A 21,157-nucleotide genomic window follows, 5' to 3' on the forward strand; every position below is an offset into this window, starting at 1 on the left:
GGGATGGCCGGGCGCGAGCGTGTGCTGAGGATGTCGGTGGAGCTGCCGCTGTGGCGCGCGCTCGCCGGGTACCGCGTGCTGACCATGCTGTACGCGCTCGGTCTGTGCGTCACCACGTACGACCAGTTCACCCGTCCGTGGATAGCGATCGGCTACGACGCCGTGCTCGCCGTCTGGACCCTCGCCACCCTGCCCCGGGTGCGCGGCGCGGCCAGCTGCACCAAGGGCTTCCTCGCCGCCGACCTGACCATCGCCCTCGCCGGCGTCCTGCTCACCGCGTTCGCCGACAGCCATCAGCGGATCGCGGGCGGCCCCACCCTGCCGACGATATGGACCGGCGGCGCCGTCCTCGCCTTCGCCGTCAAGGGCGGCTGGCGCTGGGCCGCCGTCGCCTCCACGGTGGTGGCCGCCGCCAACCTGGTCGAGCGCGGCCAGCTCGCGCGGGACACCCTGCACAGCCTGATCCTCGTCTGGGTGGCCTCGATCGGCATCGGCTACGTCGTGGAGGTGGCCCGCGTCTCCGAACGCACCCTCGCCCGCGCCCTGGAGATCCAGGCCGCGACCCGGGAACGGGAGCGGCTGGCCCGGGACATCCACGACAGCGTGCTCCAGGTCCTCGCGATGGTGAAGCGGCGCGGCACCGCCCTCGGCGGCGAGGCGGCCGAACTGGGCAGGCTGGCCGGGGAGCAGGAGGTGGCCCTGCGCACCCTGGTCGCCGGCGGGCTGCTGCCGGTCGCCCGGATCGCCGAGGACACCGCCGCACCGGTCGCGGAGCCGACGGGCCCGGCGGACCACGAAGGCCCGGACGGCACCGGGCCGGTCGATCTGCGCACCCTCCTCGCGCCGTTCGCCCGCGACGGGGTGAGCCTGGCCGAGCCCGGCGCCCCGGTGCCGCTGCCACCGGCCGCCGCCCGGGAGCTGGCCGCGGCCGTCGGTGCCGCCCTGGACAATGTGCGCAGGCACGCCGGTGCGGACGCGCGGGCCTGGATCCTGGTCGAGGACGAACCGGCGGACATCCTCGTCACCGTCCGGGACGACGGCCCCGGCATCCCCGAGGGACGGCTCGCCGAGGCCGAGGGCGAGGGGCGGCTCGGCGTCGCCCAGTCCATCCGGGGCAGACTGCGCGACCTCGGCGGCAGCGCCGAGCTGATCTCGGTGCCCGGCCAGGGCACGGAGGTCGAACTGAAGGTACCGAAGGGTGCCCTGGCGGCGCGGGGGAAGAAGGCGGAGCGGCGATGACACAGCGGCAGGACCCGATCAGGGTCATGGTGGTGGACGATCACCCCATGTGGCGTGACGCGGTCGCCCGGGACCTGGCCGAGTCCGGCTTCGAGGTGGTCGCCACCGCGGGCGACGGCGAACAGGCCGTGCGCCGCGCCAAGGCCGCCGCCCCCGAGGTGCTGGTCCTCGACCTCAACCTGCCCGCCAAGCCCGGCGTCCAGGTGTGCAAGGAACTCGTCGCGCACAACCCGGCGTTGCGTGTCCTGGTGCTGTCCGCGAGCGGTGAGCACGCCGATGTCCTGGAGGCGGTGAAGTCCGGCGCGACCGGCTATCTGCTGAAGTCCGCGTCCACCGGCGAACTGCTGGACGCGGTGCGCCGTACGGCCGTCGGCGACGCGGTGTTCACCCCGGGCCTCGCCGGACTGGTCCTCGGCGAGTACCGGCGGCTGGCCGCCGAACCGGTGCCCGCGCCCGACACCGACACCCCGGGCGCGCCCCGGCTGACCGAGCGGGAGACGGAGGTGCTGCGGCTGGTCGCCAAGGGCCTGAGCTACAAGCAGATCGCCGAACGCCTCGTCATCTCCCATCGCACCGTGCAGAACCACGTCCAGAACACCCTCGGCAAGCTCCAACTCCACAACCGCGTCGAGCTGGTGAGGTACGCGATCGAACGCGGCCTCGACGAGGAGTAGCGCCCGGCACATCCGCCGCACCGGTCCCGACTCCCGCGGGCGCGCCCCGACTTCCATGGAAATCCCCCCGATTCACCCGTACCGCCTCTCCCGATGTGACACGCATCACCATTAGCGTGACAAAGCGTCAGGCACTGCGGGTGAAGGGACATTTCCATGCGGGTCGGAGTACTGACCGGAGGCGGCGACTGCCCCGGGCTCAACGCCGTCATCCGAGGCATCGTGCGCAAGGGCGTGCAGAGTTACGACTACGAGTTCGTCGGTTTCCGGGACGGCTGGCGTGGCCCCCTCGAAGGCCGCGCCGTCCGCCTCGACATCCCCGCCGTGCGCGGCATCCTGCCCCGCGGCGGCACCATCCTCGGCTCCTCCAGGACCAACCCCCTCAAGATCGAGGGCGGCATCCGCCGGATCAAGGACAACCTCGCCAAGCAGGAGGTCGAGGCGCTGATCGCGATCGGCGGCGAGGACACCCTCGGGGTGGCCGCCCGGCTGTCCGGCGAGTACGGCGTGCCGTGCGTCGGCGTGCCCAAGACCATCGACAACGACCTGTCCGCCACCGACTACACCTTCGGCTTCGACACCGCCGTCAACATCGCCACCGAGGCCATCGACCGGCTGCACACCACCGCCGAGTCCCATATGCGGGTCCTGGTCTGCGAGGTGATGGGCCGGCACGCCGGCTGGATCGCCCTGCACTCGGGCCTCGCCGGCGGCGCCAACGTCATCCTCATCCCCGAGCAGCGCTTCGACCTCGACCAGGTGTGCGCCTGGATCACCTCGCGCTTCAAGGCGTCGTACGCCCCGATCGTGGTGGTCGCCGAGGGCGCCATGCCCAAGGACGGCGAGATGGTGCTCAAGGACCAGTCGCTGGACTCCTTCGGACATGTGCGGCTGTCCGGGGTCGGCGAGTGGCTGGCCAAGGAGATCGAGGAGCGCACCGGCAAGGAGGCCCGCACCACCGTCCTCGGGCACATCCAGCGCGGCGGCACTCCCAGCGCCTTCGACCGCTGGCTCGCCACCCGCTTCGGGCTGCACGCCGTGGACTGCGTGCGCGACGGCGACTTCGGCAAGATGGTCGCCCTGCGCGGCACCGACGTCGTACGTGTGCCCCTCGCCGAGGCGACCGCCAAGCTGAAGACGGTCGACCCGAAGCTCTACGAGGAGGTCGGGGTGTTCTTCGGCTGAGCCCGGCCGGCCGCACCGGGCTGTGGGCCGGACACCCGGCCCACAGCCCTTCGGCCGACGGCTTCAGACCGCGCTCGCGCCGCGCAGCCGGCCCATCGACTCCCCGACGATCGCCACCCCGTCGAGCGTCAGCACCGACTCCGGGTGGAACTGCACCCCCGCGAACCCGGGCCCCCGTACGGCATGCACCTCGCCGTTCGCCGCCCGGCTCACCTCGATCCCGTGCGCCGCCAGCTCCCGTGCCGCCTCCTCGTCGCAGCGGGCGGTGAAGCTGTTGTAGAAGCCGACGGTCTCGGGGCGTCCGAACAGCTCGATCTCCGTCTGCGCGCCCTGGTACGGCACCTCCTTGCGGACGATCTCCAACCCCAGCTCCGCCGCGAGCAGTTCATGGCCCAGGCACACCCCCAGCACCCCGTGCCGGTGCTCCCGCAGCACGGTCCGGGCCAGCTCCCGCAGGAAGCGCATCTTCGGATCGGCCAGGTCCGAGGGGTCCCCGGGGCCGGGGCCCAGCACCACCGGGCCCTCGTGCGCGAGCACCGCGGCCCGCAGCCCCGGCTCGTCGTAGCGCCGTACCGTCACCGCCAGGCCCGTCGCGCGCAGCAGATGGGCCAGCATCGCGGTGAAGGTGTCCTCCCCGTCGACCACCAGGGCATGCCCGCTCACCTCGGCGGCCGGCTGCTGCATCCGCAGCCAGAACGGGGCGAGAGCGGACCGCCGCCCGTCCAGCGCGGCCCGCACCCGGGGATCGTCGGCCAGCCGGGGCAGCTTCCGCTCCGCGCGCGGCCGCCCGGGCCGTACCCCGAGGGCCGCGAGCACGCCCGCCGCCTTGGCATGGGTCTCGGCGACCTCGCCCGCCGGCTCCGAACCGCGCACCAGCGTGGCCCCGACCGGCACCCGCAGCCGCCCGTCCGCGCCGATGTCGGCGGTGCGGATCAGGATGGGGGAGTCCAGGGTCTGCGTGCCGCCGGCGTCCCGCCCGAGCAGGGCCAGCGCACCGGCGTAGTACCCGCGCCCCCCGACCTCGTGCCGCTCGATCACCCGGCACGCGTTCTGCACCGGCGACCCGGTGACCGTCGCCGCGAACATGGTCTCCCGCAGCACCTCCCGGGCGTCCAGCGAGGACTTCCCGCGCAGCTCGTACTCGGTGTGCGCGAGATGCGCCATCTCCTTCAGCCGCGGTCCGACGACGACCCCGCCCATGTCGCCGACGGTGCACATCATCTTCAGCTCCTCGTCGACCACCATCGACAGCTCCTCGATCTCCTTGCCGTCGGCGAGGAAGCCCAGCAGATGCTCCGGCGTCGGCCCCTCGGCGGGATAGCGGTAGGTGCCGCTGATCGGGTTCATCACGACCGTGCCGCCCGACATCCGCACATGCACCTCGGGGCTCGCGCCGACCAGCGTCCGGTCCCCGGTGTGCACCACGAACGTCCAGTACGCCCCGCGCTCGCCCTCCAGCAGCCGCCGGAACAGCGCCAGCGCGTCCGCCCGGCCGAACCCCGGGATCTCGCCCTCGTACGTCCGCCGGATCACGAAGTTCGCGCCCTCGCCCCCGCCGATCTCCTCTTCCAGGACCCGCCCGACGATCCCGGCGTACTCCTCGTCGCCGACGTCGAAGCCGCCGCCCTCGACCCGGACCTCGTGCGCCGGGAGCCGCCGCAGCGCCTCGTCCAGCGGGATCTCGTACGACTCCTCGGGCGTCAGCACCAGGAGCGGGGTGCCGTCGTCGCGGACGTCGAAGCCGCGCTCGCGGATCTGCCGGAACGGCACCAGGGCGAGGCCCTCGTCCGGCAGCTCGGCGAGCCGGTCGCGGCTGCCGACCGGGCCGATCAGCACCTCCACCGGGTGCTCGGCGCGGCCCGGCACCCGGCGGCGCAGCAGGGCGAAGGGGCGGGGGTCGGACAGCAGGTCCCTGAGGTCCACGGGTCGGTCTCCTACTCGATCGGACGAAGCGGTCGCGAGGAACGCGAGGAAGGAGAGGAACGACCCCGGAAAACACCGAAGGCCGCCCTCGGGCGGCCTTCGCGAAATCTGGGTGCGCGCGATCAGTGGGCCGCCGGAGGAGCGGTCCACCACCAGTTCTGGTCGGAAAGCGCGAACATGCGAAAGACCCTACCCCACCCCGAACCGTCCACGAATCAGTCACCGCGTCTCATTTTCCGGGCGACTCGTGGAACACGGGACACGACCCCGTAATGTGTACGAGGTGACCGTGAACGCTAAGACCAGCGCGAGCGCTGGCAACACCTGGCGAGACCTGCCCGCGGCGCAGCAGCCCGAGTACCCCGACGCCGAGGCTCTGCGCGCAGTGATCGCGGACCTCGAGTCGTATCCGCCGCTCGTCTTCGCGGGCGAGTGCGACCAGCTGCGCGCCCGGATGGCGGCCGTCGCCAAGGGAGAGGCGTTCCTCCTCCAGGGCGGCGACTGCGCCGAGGCATTCGACGCGGTGTCCGCCGACCAGATCCGGCAGAAGCTCAAGACGCTGCTCCAGATGGGCGCCGTCCTCACCTACGCGGCCTCCGTGCCCGTGGTGAAGGTCGGCCGCATCGCCGGCCAGTACTCCAAGCCCCGCTCCAAGCCGACCGAGACCCGTGACGGGGTGACGCTGCCGACCTACCGGGGCGACTCCGTCAACGGCTTCGACTTCACCGAGGCCGCCCGCATCCCGGACCCCGAGCGGCTCAAGCGGATGTACAACGCCTCCGCGTCCACGCTGAACCTGGTGCGCGCCTTCACCACCGGCGGGTACGCCGACCTGCGCCAGGTGCACGCCTGGAACCAGGACTTCGTGAAGACCTCCCCATCCGGCCAGCGCTACGAGCAGCTGGCCCGGGAGATCGACAACGCGCTGAACTTCATGCGGGCCTGCGGCACCGACCCGGAGGAGTTCAAGACCGTCGAGTTCTTCTCCTCGCACGAGGCGCTGCTGCTGGACTACGAGTCCGCCCTGACCCGGGTCGACTCCCGCACCGGCAAGCTGTACGACGTCTCCGGGCACATGGTGTGGATCGGTGAGCGCACCCGCCAGCTGGACCACGCGCACATCGAGTTCGCCTCGAAGATCAACAACCCGATCGGCATCAAGCTCGGCCCGAGCACCACGGCCGAGGAGGCGCTGAAGTACATCGACCGCCTCGACCCCGACCGGGAGCCGGGCCGGCTGACCTTCATCGTCCGGATGGGCGCCGACAAGATCCGCGACCATCTGCCCGAGCTGGTCGAGAAGGTCACGGCGTCCGGCGCCACGGTGGCCTGGGTGACCGACCCGATGCACGGCAACACCTTCGAGGCGGCCTCCGGGCACAAGACCCGCCGCTTCGACGACGTGCTCGACGAGGTCAAGGGCTTCTTCGAGGTGCACAAGGGCCTCGGCACCCACCCGGGTGGCATCCATGTGGAGCTGACCGGCGACGATGTCACCGAGTGCGTGGGCGGCGGCGACGAGATCTTCGTGGACGACCTGCACCAGCGCTACGAGACGGCCTGCGACCCGCGGCTCAACCGCAGCCAGTCCCTCGACCTGGCCTTCCTGGTCGCGGAGATGTACCGGGACCAGTAGGCGATCCCTTCGTCAGAAGGCGGGCTGGGGCGCGGATCACATGGGATCCGCGCCCCTCGCCCTTTTGCGGTCGTGAAGCGGCGGGTAAGGTTAGGTTTGCCTCACCGGGAACGGGGACGGCAGAGTTACGGCGATCCCGTCGGGAGGTGAGTCCGCGTGTACGTGTGCAGCTGCTTCGGCATCACCGAGGCCCAGGTCCAGCAGCACGCCGAGGACGGCGCCGCCACCCCGCGCCAGATCGCCTCCGCGTGCAAGGCCGGCACGGACTGCGGCCGCTGCGTACGCCGCATCCAGGCGCTGCTCGGCCGGGGCGCCTGCCCCCGCCGTGAGCTGATCGAACAGCGCGCCCCGGCGACCCTCGGCCGACTGGACGACGCCGCCTGAGGCCCCGCGTCTAGAAGCTGCCGGTGCCCGGCCCCGAGGGGTCCGGCTGGCTCTGCTCGATCAGCGTGGAGATGTAGAGCGCCTCGCCCAGCTTGTCGACCAGTTCCAGCTGGGTGTCCAGATAGTCGATGTGGTGCTCCTCGTCGGCCAGGATCGCCTCGAAGATGTTCGCGGACGTGATGTCGTCCTTGTCGCGCATGATCTGCACGCCCCGGCGCAGCCGGTCGATCGCCTCGACCTCGATCTGCCGGTCGGCCCGGAACATCTCGGTCACCGTCTGCCCCACCTCGATGTGGGAGAGCCGCTGGTAGTTCGGCAGCCCGTCGAGCAGCAGGATGCGGTCGGTGAGGATCTCCGCGTGCCGCATCTCGTCGAACGACTCGCGCCGGGTGTACTCCGCCAGCTTGGACCACCCGCGGTGGTCCTGGATCTTGGAGTGCAGGAAGTACTGGTTGATCGCCGTCAGCTCGGCGGTCAACTGCTCGTTGAGCAGTTCGATGACGTCGGGGTCGCCCTGCATCGCAGCGGCTCCTTCCACACGGATGTCTCCCGCACGGATATCGGGGGAGGTGTGGGCCGCATGATTGCACCGGACGCGAAGATCGTCCAGTAAGTGCGGACTTAGTAAGTGTGCTGCGGTTTGATGGCGTTTGCCCGTTTCGGGGAGGGGCGGTCAAGGGCACTGCCCCAGGTCTGTCAGGATGGTTACATGGGTCATCCGGTGGAGCGAGAGTCTGGAGCAGCGGCAGGGTCCGAGCTTCCGCCGGGGCAGCGACTCCAGCGCGGCTGGCCGGTCACGCACTACGGACCCGTCCCCAAGTTCCGGCCCGAGCGCTGGGACTTCCGGGTCTTCGGCGCCACCGCCGACGGCGACAAGCACTGCTGGAACCACGAGGAGTTCACGGCCCTGCCGTACGCCACCGTGGTGGCCGATCTGCACTGCGTGACCAAGTTCAGCATGCTGGGCGCGGAGTGGGGCGGGGTCCCGGCCGCCGCGATCGTGGAGCTGGCACCGCCGGCCCCGGACGTCACCCATGTGATGGTCTGGGCGGAGTACGGCTTCAGCTCCAATCTGCGCCTCGCGGACTTCCTCTCCGACCGCACCCTCTTCGCCACCCACAAGGACGGCGAGCTGCTGACCGCCGAGCACGGCTTCCCGGTCCGTCTGATCGTGCCCCATCTGTACGCCTGGAAGGGGCCCAAGTGGGTGCGGGGCGTGGAGTACATGACGGCCGACCGGCGCGGGTTCTGGGAGGAGCGCGGGTACCACAACGTGGGCGATCCCTGGAAGGAACAGCGCTACTCCTACCAGGAGGAGCCGGGCGAGGGGCCGGAGCTGTGAGCGGACGGACCGCGACCCCCGAGGCACACGGTCCGGTGGTCCCGGAGGCCCGCGTCAGCCGTCCCTGAGGCGCTTGAGCCGGGCCACGTCCGCCGCGTGGCCCTCCTTGCCGCCAGGGGTCTCGATGACCAGCGGGACGCCCGCGGTCGCCGGGTGGTTCATCAGGGCGCGGAAGGGCTCCTCGCCGATGTGGCCGGAGCCGATGTTCTCGTGCCGGTCCTTGTGCGCGCCGACCACGTCCTTGGAGTCATTGGCGTGGATCAGCTTCAGCCGCCCCTCGCCGACGGTCTCCACCAGCAGGTCGAGCGTCTGGTTCATGCCGGCCGGGCCGGTCAGATCGTGCCCGGCGGCGAAGATGTGGCAGGTGTCCAGGCACACGCCCAGCTTGGGGTGGGCGTCCAGCGCCTCGAAGTACGGCCCGAAGTCCCAGGTCCGCGAGCACAGCGAGGCACCCTGGCCCGCGGTGGACTCCAGCAGCAGGAACGGATCGTCGTCCTGGGTCAGCTCGTCCAGCAGCGGCAGCATGTGCTCCCGCACCTGCTTCAGGGCCACCTCACGGGCCCGTCCGCCGGTCGCGCTGCCGGTGTGCACCACCACGCCGAGCGCGCCGATCTCCCGGCCGCGCCGCAGCGAGTGCCGCAGCGACTCCACCGACTTCTCCACGGTCGCCTCGGTGTGCGAGCCGAAGTTGATCAGGTAGGGGGCGTGCACGTACGCAGGTACCGACTCCTCGGCGCAGGCCGCGCGAAACGCCTCGTCCTGCTTCGGGTTCCCGGCGGGGGTGGCCCAGCCGCGCGGGTTGGCCACGAAGACCTGGACGGTCTCGGCCTTCAGCTCATGGGCGTACGACAGCCCCACGGAGTGCAGGCCGCCGGCCACCGGGACATGGCCGCCGACCGGATTGCGCGGAAGGGGCCGGGGGAGGGACGAGGAAACGGAACTCACCCGTTCAGGGTGTCATGTCCGCGGGTGCGCCCGGACCGGCCCCGGAGGTGAACCCGGTCACCGGCTCGCCGTCCGGGCGGCACGGCGTCACCTGATGGTGATCGTGATCGTGGACCCCTTGGGCGCGGTCTTCCCGCCCTCGACGGACTGCTTCTGCACGGTGTCGCCGAACAGCCCGAGGATCCCGCGGTCCTCGTTGACCTTGAACCCGGCGTCCTCCAGTGCCTGGTGGGCGTCGTCCACGCTGTCGCCGGTCACATCCGGGACCTCGATCATCTGCGGGCCCTTGGACAGGGTGAGCGTCACCGTGTCGCCCGCGGCGGCCTGCTTGCCGTCGCCGGGGCTCTGCCGGGCCACCTTGCCCTTGTCGTACTCGGAGTTGACCTGCTCGCTCGCGATCTTCACCTTGAGCCCGGCGCTCGTCAGCTCCTGCCGGGCGTCGGCGGGGTCGTCGCCGGTGACGTCCGGTACGTCGATCGGGCTGCCCTTGCTGACGGTCAGCGCGATCGCCGAGCCCGCGTGCCGCTCGGTGCCCGACGCGGGGGCGGTGGAGATCACGGCGCCCGCGTCGACGTCGTCGCTGAACTCCCGGCTGACCATGCCCGGCTCCAGACCGGCCGCCTTGAGCTTCTGCCGGGCCTCGGCGAGCGGCCGGCCGGCCAGGTCCGGCACCTTGACCGTCTCCGGGCCGAGCGAGACGGTCAGCGCCACCGCGTCATGGTCCCGGATCCGGGCGCCGGGCGCCGGGTCGGTGCTGATCACGGTGCCGCGCTCGACGGTGTCGTCGTAGGCCCGCTTCACCTTGCCGATGTGCAGCCCGGCGTCCTGGAGCCGGTCGCGGGCCTGTGCCTCGGTCTTCGTCAGCAGCGGCGGGACCTTGGTGAACTGGCCGGAGTTGATGTACCAGACCCCGGTGCCGGCGCCGAGCACCAGGAGCACGGCGACGGCGATGCTCAGCATGAGCCGCCGGGACCGGCGCGGGGGCGCCGCGGGCGCGGTCTGGAAGCGGGCGGTGCGGCTGACGCCGTCGCCGTCCTCGTTGACCGGCAGCGGCCGGGGCACGGTGAGCGCGCGCGGGATCACGCTCGTACGGTTCTCCGCGTTCTCGTGCTCCACCGTCCTGGCCCCCGGCGGCACGGCGTCCAGCTGCTCCTCGGTCAGCGCCTCGCGGGCCTCCCGGGCCTCGGCGAGCAGCGCGACCGCGTCGTACGGGCGCACCTCGGGGTCGCGGGCGGTGGCCGAGGCGACCAGTTCGTCCAGCTGCGGGGCAAGCCCCGGCGCCAGCGCGGAGGGCGGCGGCACGTCCTCGTTGATGTGCCGGTAGAGCACCTGTGCGGGGGAGTCCCCGGAGTGCGGCTTGGCGCCGGTCAGCATCTCGTAGAGCACGACACCGCAGGCGTACACGTCGACGCGCGGGTCGGCGGTGCCCTGGTCGATCTGCTCGGGGGCGAGGTAGGCGACGGTGCCGAGCACGGAGCCGGTCGTACTGGTCACCGTGTCCACGGAGCGGACCAGGCCGAAGTCGGCGACCTTGACCCGTCCGTCGTCGCCTATCAGCACGTTCTCGGGCTTCATGTCGCGGTGCACGAAACCGGCCCGGTGGGCGGCGCCGAGCGCGGCGAGCACCGGCTCCAGGATGTCCAGCGCGGCACGCGGCCGCAGTGCGCCGCGCTCGCGCAGCACATCACGCAGGGTGCACCCGGCGATGTACTCCATCGCCATGTACACATACGAGCTGTCGGTGCCCTGGTCGAAGACCTGCACCACATTCGGATGGTCGAGCCGGGCCGCGGACTTCGCCTCGCGGATGAACCGCTCCACGAAGACGCCGTCGGCCGCCAGCGCGGGATGCATCACCTTCAGCGCGAGCACCCGGTCCAGGCGCATGTCCAGCGCCCGGTACACCGTCGCCATCCCGCCGGCCGCGATCCGCGCGTCCACGCGGTACCGACCGTCGAGCACCTGCCCGACGAGGGCGTCCTGAAGGGTCATATCCACACGCCGAGTCTACGAGCCCCCACGGGCATCCCCCGCCCCTCCGCCTCTCCCACCAGGGCACTGAAGCCGACCTGTGACGCTTCTTACCCAGGGACGCCATATTCCGCGGGAGGCGCGGGCTCGCGTACGGGCGGAGAGCCGCCGACGGTGAGCGCGCCCCACGGGGAGGTCCGGGTGGTGCGTGGGTGGGAGAGGAAGGTGGTGTGCGGACGCGGGTTCAGAACGCGGGGCGCTCGGGGTCGAGCACGGCCAGGCCCGCCGCGGGCGAGGACGCCTCCGCCCAGTACCGGCGAGGTATCCGCCCCGCCACCCGCGCCAGCCGCCCCCCGGTCACCGCGTGCCGCATCGCCGCCGCCATCAGCTCCGGCTCCCGCGCCCGCGTCACCGCCGACGCCAGCATCACCCCCGCACACCCCAGCTCCATCGCCAGCGCCACGTCCGACGCCGTACCCGCCCCCGCGTCCAGGATCACCGGCACCCCCGCCCGCTCCACGATCAACTGGAAGTTGTGCGGATTGCGGATCCCGAGCCCCGACCCGATAGGCGACCCCAGCGGCATCACCGCCGCGCACCCCACGTCCTCCAGCTTCCGCGCGAGCACCGGATCGTCGTTGGTGTACGGCAGCACCGTGAACCCGTCGTCCACCAGCGTCTCCGCCGCCTCCAGCAGCTCCACCGGATCCGGCAGCAGCGTCCGCTCGTCGGCGATGACCTCCAGCTTCACCAGCGACGTGCCCAGCGCCTCCCGCGCGAGACGCGCCGTGAGCACGGCCTCCCCGGCGGTGAAGCACCCCGCCGTGTTCGGCAGCACCCGGATGCCGAGCTTCTCCAGCACGGACAGCACCGAGCCGTGCACGGACGGATCGACCCGCCGCATCGCGACCGTCGTCAGCTCCGTCCCCGAAGCCACCAGCGCCCGCTCCAGCACATCGAGGCTGGGTGCCCCGCCGGTGCCCATGATCAACCGCGACCCGAAGGCCGTACCCCCGATGACCAAACGATCGTCGGTCATCGCTCAGCCCCCCTGCACCGCGGTGAGCACCTCGACCCGGTCGCCCTCGGCGAGCGCGGTCCCGGCCCACTGCGCCCGCGGTACGACCGTCTCGTTGACGGCGGCCGCGACCCCGGCGGGGGCCCGCACGAGGGACCGTACGAGGGCGTCGAGCGCGGTACCCGGCGCGATCTGCCGGCGCTCCCCGTTGACGGAGACGGTGATGGTGGACGACACGGCGCTCATACGGTCTGCTCCAGTTGCTGCGTGCGCGGCGCGCCGAAGCGCTCCGGCGTGAACGGACGGGCTTCCTCGGGCAGCGGGCCTCCCGCCAGCAACTGCCCCATCACATCCCCGGTGACCGGCGTGAGCAGCACCCCGTTGCGGTGGTGCCCGGTCGCCAGCAGCAGCCCGTCGAGCCCGGACGGCCCGAGCAGCGGCGCGTTGTCGGGGGACCCGGGCCGCAGCCCGGCCCGGGTCTCGGTGAGCGGCAGCTCGGTGATGCCCGGCACCAGCTCGTGCGCGTCGCGCAGCAGCTCGTACACCCCGCCGGCGGTGACCGTCGTGTCCCAGCCCAGCTCCTCGCTGGTGGCGCCGACGACCAGCTCGCCGTTCTCCCGGGGCACCAGGTACAGCTGCCCGCCCCGGACCACGGCCCGCACGGTCCGGCTGAGGAACGGCGCGTACCGCTCGGGCACCGCCAGCCGCAGCACCTGTCCCTTCACCGGCCGCACCGGCGGTACCAGCTCCGGGGGCACCCCCGCGAGCCGCCCGCTGAGGCTGCCGCCCGCGAGCACCACCTGCCCGGCGGTGAGCGCCGTACCGTCCGCCGCGGTGACCCCGACGGCCCGGTCCCCATCGACGTCCAGCCGCTGCGCCCACACCCGGTGGAACACCACCCCGGCCCGCTCGCACGCGGTCACCAGCGCCGCGGCCAGCCGGCGCGGATCGATCTGGTGGTCGCCGTCGACCCGCAGCCCGCCACGCACCCCGGGCGCCAGCATCGGCTCCAGGCGGCGGCACTCCCGTCCCGACAGCCACTGCGCGTCCAGGCCGCAGCGCTGCTGGAGGGCGTGCAGTTCACGCAGATGGGCGCGGTCGTCGGCGTCCAGCGCGACCGCGAGCGTGCCGCAGCGCCGGTAGCCGAGGTCCCGGCCGCTCGCCTCGGTCAGCTCGGCCACGAAGTCGGGATAGCGGCGCGCCGACTCCAGATTGAGGGCGAGCAACGTCTCCTCGCCGTAGTGCAGTTCGGTGACCGCGGCCAGCATCCCGGCCGCGACCTGCGCGGCCCCGCCGCCCGGAGCCGGATCCACCAGGGCCGTCGCGAGCCCCCGGCGCGCCGCGCGCCAGGCCGTGACCAGACCGATGATCCCGCCCCCGACGACCAGGACGTCGGTTGTGCCCGACCCCTCGGACGCGGGGGACGTACGGGACACGTGTGGCGTATCGGATGTGTATGACGTACGTGACGGCATGGGCGTCCAGCCCCTCCCTTCGCCGGCATGACCCGGATCAGGTTCGTACGGTCGGAGGCCGCCAGCCTCCCTCTCAGCCCGGTGCGTCCGGGCTCCCGCGAGTGCTTGTACGGTGGCCACCCTAGCCCGCCCCCCTCCTCACCCGTAAGGGAGCCCTTGGTCATGGCCCCATCGCTGGACGGACTGGTCCTCGCCCCCGTCGCCGACCAGTCCGCAGGTCAGGTCGGTACGCGGACCCGCTTCGCCTACCACGAGCGGGACGGCGCGATCTGGGCCGAGTACCGGGGCGGCGACATCGTCCGCGGCCATCTGGTCGGCACCCGCGGGGGCGACCGCCTGGACTTCCGGTACGTGCAGCTGCGCACCGACGGCAGCACGGCCTGCGGCCACTGCGTGTCCACGGTCGTGGAACTGCCCGACGGCCGGGTGCGCCTGGAGGAGACCTGGGAGTGGGAGTCGGGACCCGGCTCCGGCACGAGCGTCGTGGAACAGGTCACCGCGCACGCCCCCTGACTGACTGATCGTCATCTGTCTATGGTGATCGGGTGAGCGAGCAGACAGCCCAGGAGGGCACGGCAGGGATCCGGCGCGTGGTCGTCGTCGGCGCGGGCATGGCCGGGGTGCAGACCGCGGTCGCCCTGCGGGAACGGGGTTTCGCGGGCGAGGTGAGCGTCATCGGCGCCGAACCGCACCAGCCGTACGACCGGCCGCCGCTGTCCAAGGCCGTCCTGCTCGGCAAGGCCGAGGACTCCGCCTTCGACCTCGACTTCGACGCGCTCGGCGTGGACCTCAGGCTCGGCTGCGAGGTCCTCGGGGCCCGCCCCGCCGACCATGAACTGGACACCGAGGCGGGCCCGGTGCCCTACGACGTCCTGGTGCTCGCCACCGGCGCCGAACCGGTCACCCTGCCCGGCACCGAGGGCGTCCCCGGTGTGCATCTGCTGCGCACCCTTGACGACGCCGAACGGCTGCGGCCCGTGCTCGCCCGGCAGCACGACATCGTGGTCGTCGGCGCCGGCTGGATCGGCGCCGAGTTCGCCACGGCCGCCCGGGAGGCCGGCTGCGCGGTGACCGTCGTCGAGGCCGCCGACCGGCCGCTCGCCGGGGTGCTGCCCGACGAGGTCGCAGCCCCCATGACCCGCTGGTACGCCGACAGCGGCGCCGAACTGCGCACCGGCGCACGCGTGGAGCGCGTCGAGCCCGGCGCGGTGGTGCTGGCGGACGGCACCCGGCTGCCCGCGGGCGCGGTCGTCGTCGGCATCGGTGCCCGCCCCGCCACGGGCTGGCTGACCGGCTCCGGCATCGAGCTGGGCGCGTCGGGCGAGGTCGTCACCGACGCGCGGCTGCGTGCCTCCGCGCCCGATGTGTACGCCGTCGGCGACTGCGCCTCCTTCCCCTCGTCCCGCTACGGCGAACGCCTTCTCGTGCACCACTGGGACAACGCCCTGCAGGGTCCGCGCACCGTCGCCGCCGGCATCCTCGGCGAGACCACCGCTGTCTACGACCCGGTGCCGTACTTCTGGTCCGAGCAGTTCGGCCGCTTCGTCCAGTACGCCGGGCATCACGCCGCCGCCGACCGGCTGGTCTGGCGCGGCGACCCCGAGGGCCCCGCCTGGACGGTGTGCTGGCTGCGCGAGGACCGCCTGGTCGCCCTGCTGGCCGTGGGCCGGCCGCGCGATCTCGCCCAGGGCCGCAAACTGATCGAGGCGGGCCGCCCGCTGGACGCGCGGGCGCTGGCGGATCCGGGCAGGCCGCTGAAGGACGCCATGACCGGCTGAGGCCGCCACCAGCACACCGGCATAAAGCACCACACCCGGCCGAACGCCTACGCTAGTACTCGTGACCGAGATTGACACGAAGATCGACGCTCTCGTCCCCGCCTGGCTCACCCTCCCCGACATCGCCGAACAGTTCGGCGTCGAGGTGACGCGTGTGCGGCAGATGGTCAAGGACGGCCAGCTCATCGCAGTACGCCGAGGTGAGAACCGTGCGCTGCACGTTCCCGCCGCCTTCATCGACGAGGACAAGATCGTCAAGGGCCTGACCGGAACCCTGACGCTCCTGCGGGACGACGGCTTCACGCCCGAAGAGATGATCGAATGGCTCTTCACCCCCGACCCGACCCTGCCCGGCACCCCCGCGCAGGCGCTCAGCGAGAATCGCGGCACGGAGGTGAAGCGCCGCGCCCAGGCGCTCGCCGTCTGAGCCCGGCCGTCTGAGCCCGACCGTCTGGGGGGTGGTGTACGACGCCCCGCGCGCCGTGCGCCACCGCCCGCCCAGCACCCACACCGACCCCCGGGGGGCCCACGCATGTCCGACACCGCCCGCGCCGAGCTCGCCGACGCCCGGCTGTACCTGTGCACGGACGCCCGCAGGCGCCAGGGCGACCTGCCCGAGTTCCTGGACGCGGTGCTGGCCGGCGGCGTCGACATCGTGCAGCTGCGCGACAAGGGCATGGAGGCCGCCGAGGAACTGGCCTGTCTGGAGATCCTCGCCGAGGCCTGCGCCCGGCACGGCAGACTCCTCGCGGTCAACGACCGGGCCGACGTCGCCCACGCCGCCGGCGCCGATGTGCTCCACCTCGGCCAGGGCGACCTGCCGGTCCCCGCGGCCCGCGCGATCCTCGGCGAGGACGTGCTGATCGGCCGATCCACCCACACCGAGGACGAGGCCGCCGCGGCCGCCGTCCAGGACGGTGTGGACTACTTCTGCACCGGGCCCTGCTGGCCCACCCCCACCAAGCCCGGCCGCCCCGCCCCGGGCCTCGACCTGGTCCGTCACACCGCCGCGCTCGGCACCGAGCGCCCCTGGTTCGCCATCGGCGGCATCGACCTCGGCAACCTGGACGAGGTCCTGGCGGCCGGGGCCCGCCGGGTGGTCGTGGTGCGCGCGCTCACCGAGGCCGACGACCCGGGCGCCGCCGCGGCCGAGTTCGCCCGGCGGCTGCGGCGGTCCTGAGGGGCCCGTCTCGGAAGCGCGTCCCAAGGGGTGGACAGTAAGTCGACAAATCGGGCAAATTTCCGGAGTTCGGTTGGGGGACCGCTGTCCCCTGGCTAACCTGCGGGTATGGCCCTCGGAACCGCATCCACCAGGACTGATCGCGCACGGACCGTGCGTGACATGCTCGCCGGCGGCAAGACCACGTACTCCTTCGAGTTCTCGGCGCCGAAGACCCCCAAGGGCGAGCGGAACCTGTGGACCGCGCTGCGCAGGGTCGAGGCGGTCGCCCCCGACTTCGTCTCCGTGACCTACGGCGCCGGCGGCTCGACCCGCGCGGGCACCGTCAGGGAGACGCAGCAGATCGTCGCCGACACCACGCTCACCCCGGTCGCCCACCTCACCGCGGTCGACCACTCCGTCGCCGAACTGCGCAACATCATCGGCCAGTACGCCGACGCCGGGATCCGCAACATGCTCGCCGTGCGCGGCGACCCGCCCGGCGACCCCATGGGCGCCTGGGTGGCGCACCCCAAGGGCCTGACCTACGCGGCCGAACTGGTGCGCCTCATCAAGGAGTCGGGCGACTTCTGCGTGGGCGTCGCCGCCTTCCCGGAGATGCACCCACGCTCCGCGGACTGGGACACCGATGTCGCCCACTTCGTGGACAAGTGCCGCGCGGGCGCCGACTACGCCATCACCCAGATGTTCTTCCAGCCCGAGTCCTATCTGCGGCTGCGCGACCGGGTGGTGGAGGCGGGTTGCGACACCCCGGTCATCCCGGAGATCCTGCCGGTCACCAGCGTGCGCATGCTGGAGCGGCTGCCCAAGCTCAGCAACGCTCAGTTCCCGGACGCCCTGAAAGAGCGGATCCTCGCGGCGAAGGACGATCCGGCGGCTGTACGCTCCATCGGTATCGACTTCGCCACGGAGTTCTGCGCGCGACTGCTGTCCGAAGGCGTGCCCGGACTGCACTTCATCACGCTCAACAGCTCCACGGCGACCCTGGAGATCTACGAGAACCTGGGCCTGCACCACCCCCCGCAGGCCTAGACCTGCCGCGTGGTGTTGAGACACACTGCGTAACGGCCACTGGGAGAGGGGCGTACATGGGCTGGACGGTCCTCTACATCGCATTCGGCGGCGTCGCGCTGTGGTTGCTCGGCGAGGTGCTGTTGCAGTACAAGGCGCGTCTGCGCTGGCGGCTGCTCGCCTTCGCGGGCTTCCTCGGGGTGGTGGTCGGCGTCCTGATGCCGTCCGTCCTCGTGATCGGGGCGGGCGCGATCGCCTTCGCCATCGGGCAGACCCTGGTCACGCTCTCCTTCCGCCGCGGCTTCGTGGCCGGTTGGGCGGTCCGGCGGCCCGAGGCCGACGCCGTGGGGAGCGGCGGCAGCAAGCGCCGCCGCGGCCGCGGCGACCGCAAGGCCCAGGCCGCGCAGGCCCCCGCGCCCGCCCCCACCGGCACGGACGACGACCTGGCCCCCGGTCAGGACCCCTACGCCCAGGACGGCTCCGTCCCGGACGGGTACGACGACTACGACCGCGACGACGTCTTCTCGCCCGCGCGTCCCCCGTCCGCCGAACCCGTCTCCGTCTACGAGCCGCTGCCCCTGCCCGACGACACCGGCAACTACGGCGTCTACGGCGACACCGCCACCCACGCCGCCCAGCAGCAGGGGCAGTCCTACGACCACTCCGGTTACGGACAGCAACAGGGCTACGGCTACGACGCCGCCGCCCAGCAGGGCTACGCCAACTACTCGGACCCCTACATCGGCAGCCAGTCCCACCCCGGCGACGGCTACGACCCCGGCTATGCCCAGCAGTACGGCCAGCAGGGCTACCCCCAGGACCCGTACGCCACCGGCGGTTACGGGGAGACCCCGGCCGGCGGGGTGTGGGTGCCGCAGCAGCGCACCGACGAGGGCCAGGGCGGCGAACTCCCGCAGGAGCAGCCGTACCCCTACCAGGGCCATGACCGGCAGCAGCCGGGCGCCGGGTACGACGAGCAGCAGTACCGCTACTGAGAACCGGGCGTCGGCCGGAGTGAGGCCCGGGCCCTCGTCGGGGCCCGGCTCACGTGTGGGTCACTGCGAGCCCCGGAAGTCCGGACCCTCCACGATCAGCCCGGACACCAGCGCGCCCGACATGCCCGCGTGCGGCAGCCCGCCGCCCGGGTGGGACCAGCCGCCGACCGCGAACAGGCCCGGTATCGCCGTGGTGTTGGCCGGGTGCAGCGCGCCTCGCGGCGCGGCCAGCGCGGGCGGCGGGACCGCGCCTCCGGTGGCGCCCGTCTCCCGGGCGGTGTCCAGGGGGGTGCGCACCTCGCGCCACAGGATCCGCTCCCGCAGCCCGGGCACCGCGCGCTCGGCGGCGGTGATCATGCGCTCGGCGAACGCGTCGGCGACACCCGGCGCGCCCCAGTCGTACCGCGTCGCCGCCGGGACCGTCGCCGTCAGCACCATCGACTCATGCACGTCGTCGGGGCGCAGCGCCGGGTCGTCAGGGCGGTCGACGCGGACCGTCGGCAGGCCCGGCGGGGTGCCGTGCCGGAACAGGTCCAGTTCGCCCTCGGGGTCGGCCGAGTGCACCACCGTGCGATGCGCGGCACCGGGATCGCGGGCGCCGCGCAGGGCCAGGCAGACCACCATCCGCCCCGGGAACCGGTCCTCGGGCTCCGGCGCGACCGCCCCCGGTCCGTACGGCACCCCCGCCACCAGGCCGGCCAGCCGCCAGGGCTCCGCCCCGACCACGAAGTCCGCCTCGGCCACGGTCCCGTCGGCCAGCTCGACCCCGGCCGCCCGGCCGTCCTCGACCAGGACCCGGGTGATCTCGGCGCCGAAGACGAACTCCACCCGCCGGGCCAGGCAGCGCTCGTACACCGCGCGCGCCAACTCCCGGATCCCGCCGCGCACATACCAGGTGCCGAAGGCATGCTCCATGTACGGCAGCACGGCCGCGCTCGCCGGGGCGGTGGCCGGGTCGACGCCATGGGCCAGGGCGTATCCGGCGAGCAGGGCCGACAGCCGGGGGTCGCGCAGCTCCCAGGCGCCGATCTCGGCCAGGGTGCTCGCCCGCCGGGTGCGCAGCAGTCGCTTGTGCGGGACCGCCGGATACGGCTCCTTGTCCCTCAGCACCTGCCAGTCGGGCCACAGGGGCTCCTCCAGCAGCGGCCGGCGGGTGCGGTCCCAGGCCTCGCGGGCCCGCACCAGGAAGTCGCCCCAGCGCCCGCCCGCGCCGCCGCCCAGCGCTTCGTCCAGCGCCGCGACGACGCCCGCGCGCGAGGCGTTGGGCAGGGCGGCCTCGGTGCCGTCCGCGAAGAGGTGCCGCGCGGACGGGTCGACCTGGACCAGCTCGACCCGGGCCTCCAGCGGCTCCTTGCCGGTCTTGACGAACAGATCGCGGTAGACGGCGGGCAGCGTCAGCAGCCCCGGGCCGGTGTCGAAGCCGAAGCCGTCCCGCTCGAAGCGGCGCACCCCACCGCCGTAGGTGTCCGTGCGCTCGTACACCACCACCCGGTGGCCCGCGACGGCCAGCCGGGCGGCGGCCGCCATCGCGCCCGTACCGGCGCCCATCACCGCGATCCGTGCCATGTCCGCGACTCTAGCGACCACCACTGACAACGCGATCTCGGGGCGGACTCCGCGCAGCTCAGGGCGCCCGTGAGATGGGCTCAGGCACCGTGAGGCCGTCTCAGGCTCAGGGCACCCGTGAGGCCAGCCGGCGCTCCTCGCGGCGCTGGGCTCGGCGGCGCAGGAAGCGCCGGATGCGGGAGACCAGGAAGAACAGCGCGGCCAGCCCCGCGGCCAGCAGCACCGCCGCGATGATCGCCGCCGCCTGCGGATGGAACATCGCGAAGGAGACCAGCGCGCCGACGCCCAGATCCTCGCCGATGCTCAGCGCGATATTGCTGAACGGCTCCGGCGAGGCGTTGACCGCCATCCGCGTCCCGGCCTTGACCGAGTGGCTGGCCAGCGCCGTCGAACCGCCGATCAGCGCGGCCGCCACCTCCGAGTACGAACCGCTGTGCCCGGCGAGCAGCGCGCCCACCCAGGCGCCGGCCGCGGGCCGGATCACGGTGTGCACGGAGTCCCATATCGAGTCGACGTAGGGCACCTTGTCGGCCGCCGCCTCGCACAGGAACAGCACGCCCGCGATGATCAGCACCTCGGGCCGCTGGAGGGCCCCGGGGACGTCGTCGCTCACCCCGCTCACGCCGAACAGGCCGAGCAGGAGCACCACCGCGTAGGCGTTGATGCCGCTGGCCCAGCCACTGGTGAAGACGAGCGGGAGTACGGACACGCAGGCGATCGTAGCGAGGCCCGGGGATGCCCGTCCTGGGCAGGTGCGCGCAGGTCTGAGTATCCGTACCTAGGCCGAGGGATGAGTAGGCGCACGGATGGGCCGGAGGGGCCCGGCACGGAAGAG

The 21,157-nt window shown here is 72.7% G+C and carries 22 protein-coding genes and 1 riboswitch; of the genes, 12 read left to right on the forward strand and 10 right to left on the reverse strand.

The window, feature by feature from the left end; all coding sequences use genetic code 11:
• Window positions 1-3 precede the first annotated feature (3 nt).
• The 3 genes from macS (at window position 4) to HEP81_RS28095 (ending at window position 3,098) form a co-directional block, all read left to right on the forward strand.
• Window positions 4-1,239 carry a MacS family sensor histidine kinase gene (gene macS, locus HEP81_RS28085; RefSeq protein WP_037653021.1) on the forward strand — a complete coding sequence of 412 codons (1,236 nt, stop codon included), beginning with the start codon at window positions 4-6 and terminating at the stop codon, window positions 1,237-1,239.
• Window positions 1,236-1,913 carry a response regulator gene (locus HEP81_RS28090; RefSeq protein WP_037653022.1) on the forward strand — a complete coding sequence of 226 codons (678 nt, stop codon included), beginning with the start codon at window positions 1,236-1,238 and terminating at the stop codon, window positions 1,911-1,913. Before macS ends, HEP81_RS28090 begins: the two co-directional genes overlap by 4 nt.
• A 156-nt stretch (window positions 1,914-2,069) precedes the next feature.
• Entirely contained in the window at window positions 2,070-3,098 is a 1,029-nt protein-coding gene (locus HEP81_RS28095) for a 6-phosphofructokinase (RefSeq protein ID WP_037653023.1), read from the forward strand.
• Window positions 3,099-3,161: 63 nt separating this feature from the next.
• Here the strand turns inward: HEP81_RS28095 and HEP81_RS28100 are convergent, their stop codons facing one another.
• Both HEP81_RS28100 and HEP81_RS42735 read right to left on the reverse strand, forming a co-directional pair.
• The gene (locus tag HEP81_RS28100; protein ID WP_037653024.1) at window positions 3,162-5,021 is read right to left on the reverse strand and encodes an anthranilate synthase family protein; all 1,860 of its coding nucleotides are present in this window, start codon (window positions 5,019-5,021) and stop codon (window positions 3,162-3,164) included.
• 122 nt (window positions 5,022-5,143) lie between these two features.
• Window positions 5,144-5,200 carry a trp operon leader peptide gene (locus tag HEP81_RS42735; RefSeq protein ID WP_359376605.1) on the reverse strand — a complete coding sequence of 19 codons (57 nt, stop codon included), beginning with the start codon at window positions 5,198-5,200 and terminating at the stop codon, window positions 5,144-5,146.
• 104 nt (window positions 5,201-5,304) lie between these two features.
• Between HEP81_RS42735 and HEP81_RS28110 the strand changes: the two genes are divergently transcribed.
• Both HEP81_RS28110 and HEP81_RS28115 read left to right on the forward strand, forming a co-directional pair.
• Window positions 5,305-6,657 (forward strand): class II 3-deoxy-7-phosphoheptulonate synthase, encoded by a 1,353-nt coding sequence (locus HEP81_RS28110; protein ID WP_037653260.1) that lies wholly within the window; start codon window positions 5,305-5,307, stop codon window positions 6,655-6,657.
• Window positions 6,658-6,813: 156 nt separating this feature from the next.
• On the forward strand, window positions 6,814-7,041 hold the full coding sequence (locus tag HEP81_RS28115) for a (2Fe-2S)-binding protein (protein WP_037653026.1): 228 nt from the start codon (window positions 6,814-6,816) through the stop codon (window positions 7,039-7,041).
• A 10-nt stretch (window positions 7,042-7,051) separates the two neighbouring features.
• On the opposite strand, the gene bfr is transcribed toward HEP81_RS28115, so the two are convergent.
• A complete protein-coding gene (bfr, locus tag HEP81_RS28120) occupies window positions 7,052-7,561 on the reverse strand; it encodes a bacterioferritin (RefSeq protein ID WP_037653027.1) in 510 nt (169 codons plus the stop codon).
• A gap of 189 nt (window positions 7,562-7,750) precedes the next feature.
• Here bfr and HEP81_RS28125 point away from each other — a divergent pair, with 189 nt between their 5' ends.
• The gene (locus tag HEP81_RS28125) at window positions 7,751-8,383 is read left to right on the forward strand and encodes a sulfite oxidase-like oxidoreductase (RefSeq protein ID WP_037653029.1); all 633 of its coding nucleotides are present in this window, start codon (window positions 7,751-7,753) and stop codon (window positions 8,381-8,383) included.
• 54 nt (window positions 8,384-8,437) lie between these two features.
• Here the strand turns inward: HEP81_RS28125 and HEP81_RS28130 are convergent, their stop codons facing one another.
• The 5 genes from HEP81_RS28130 to thiO all read right to left on the reverse strand — a co-directional run bounded on the left by HEP81_RS28130 (window position 8,438) and on the right by thiO (window position 13,753).
• Window positions 8,438-9,328 carry a deoxyribonuclease IV gene (locus tag HEP81_RS28130; protein WP_078967212.1) on the reverse strand — a complete coding sequence of 297 codons (891 nt, stop codon included), beginning with the start codon at window positions 9,326-9,328 and terminating at the stop codon, window positions 8,438-8,440.
• 87 nt (window positions 9,329-9,415) lie between these two features.
• Window positions 9,416-11,326: a Stk1 family PASTA domain-containing Ser/Thr kinase gene (pknB, locus tag HEP81_RS28135; protein WP_037653032.1), complete on the reverse strand. Its 1,911-nt coding sequence runs from the start codon at window positions 11,324-11,326 to the stop codon at window positions 9,416-9,418.
• Window positions 11,327-11,543: 217 nt separating this feature from the next.
• Entirely contained in the window at window positions 11,544-12,338 is a 795-nt protein-coding gene (locus HEP81_RS28140; RefSeq protein WP_037653035.1) for a thiazole synthase, read from the reverse strand.
• 3 nt (window positions 12,339-12,341) lie between these two features.
• The gene (gene thiS, locus HEP81_RS28145; RefSeq protein WP_037653037.1) at window positions 12,342-12,563 is read right to left on the reverse strand and encodes a sulfur carrier protein ThiS; all 222 of its coding nucleotides are present in this window, start codon (window positions 12,561-12,563) and stop codon (window positions 12,342-12,344) included.
• Complete coding sequence (gene thiO, locus HEP81_RS28150; protein WP_037653039.1) at window positions 12,560-13,753, reverse strand: glycine oxidase ThiO; 1,194 nt, start codon at window positions 13,751-13,753, stop codon at window positions 12,560-12,562. Before thiO ends, thiS begins: the two co-directional genes overlap by 4 nt.
• Window positions 13,754-13,789: 36 nt before the next feature.
• A riboswitch (TPP riboswitch) is annotated at window positions 13,790-13,901 on the reverse strand.
• A gap of 53 nt (window positions 13,902-13,954) precedes the next feature.
• Between thiO and HEP81_RS28155 the strand changes: the two genes are divergently transcribed.
• The 6 genes from HEP81_RS28155 (at window position 13,955) to HEP81_RS28180 (ending at window position 18,756) form a co-directional block, all read left to right on the forward strand.
• Window positions 13,955-14,305: an avidin-fold protein gene (locus tag HEP81_RS28155; protein ID WP_037653042.1), complete on the forward strand. Its 351-nt coding sequence runs from the start codon at window positions 13,955-13,957 to the stop codon at window positions 14,303-14,305.
• A gap of 32 nt (window positions 14,306-14,337) precedes the next feature.
• The gene (locus HEP81_RS28160) at window positions 14,338-15,570 is read left to right on the forward strand and encodes an NAD(P)/FAD-dependent oxidoreductase (protein WP_037653044.1); all 1,233 of its coding nucleotides are present in this window, start codon (window positions 14,338-14,340) and stop codon (window positions 15,568-15,570) included.
• A 61-nt stretch (window positions 15,571-15,631) separates the two neighbouring features.
• Entirely contained in the window at window positions 15,632-15,997 is a 366-nt protein-coding gene (locus HEP81_RS28165; protein ID WP_037653045.1) for an Rv2175c family DNA-binding protein, read from the forward strand.
• A 105-nt stretch (window positions 15,998-16,102) separates the two neighbouring features.
• Window positions 16,103-16,750 (forward strand): thiamine phosphate synthase, encoded by a 648-nt coding sequence (gene thiE / locus HEP81_RS28170; RefSeq protein WP_037653047.1) that lies wholly within the window; start codon window positions 16,103-16,105, stop codon window positions 16,748-16,750.
• A gap of 108 nt (window positions 16,751-16,858) precedes the next feature.
• Window positions 16,859-17,782: a methylenetetrahydrofolate reductase [NAD(P)H] gene (metF, locus tag HEP81_RS28175; RefSeq protein WP_051849978.1), complete on the forward strand. Its 924-nt coding sequence runs from the start codon at window positions 16,859-16,861 to the stop codon at window positions 17,780-17,782.
• A 56-nt stretch (window positions 17,783-17,838) separates the two neighbouring features.
• A complete protein-coding gene (locus HEP81_RS28180) occupies window positions 17,839-18,756 on the forward strand; it encodes an SCO2102 family sporulation regulator (protein WP_037653051.1) in 918 nt (305 codons plus the stop codon).
• A gap of 60 nt (window positions 18,757-18,816) precedes the next feature.
• On the opposite strand, the gene HEP81_RS28185 is transcribed toward HEP81_RS28180, so the two are convergent.
• Window positions 18,817-20,322, reverse strand: a complete 1,506-nt coding sequence (locus HEP81_RS28185; protein ID WP_037653053.1) for a phytoene desaturase family protein — start codon at window positions 20,320-20,322, stop codon at window positions 18,817-18,819.
• Between the two features lie 106 nt (window positions 20,323-20,428).
• A complete protein-coding gene (locus HEP81_RS28190; RefSeq protein ID WP_037653056.1) occupies window positions 20,429-21,031 on the reverse strand; it encodes a DUF4126 domain-containing protein in 603 nt (200 codons plus the stop codon).
• Between the last annotated feature and the right edge of the window lie 126 nt (window positions 21,032-21,157).

Source organism: Streptomyces griseofuscus, assembly GCF_014673495.1.
GTDB lineage: Bacteria > Actinomycetota > Actinomycetes > Streptomycetales > Streptomycetaceae > Streptomyces > Streptomyces murinus.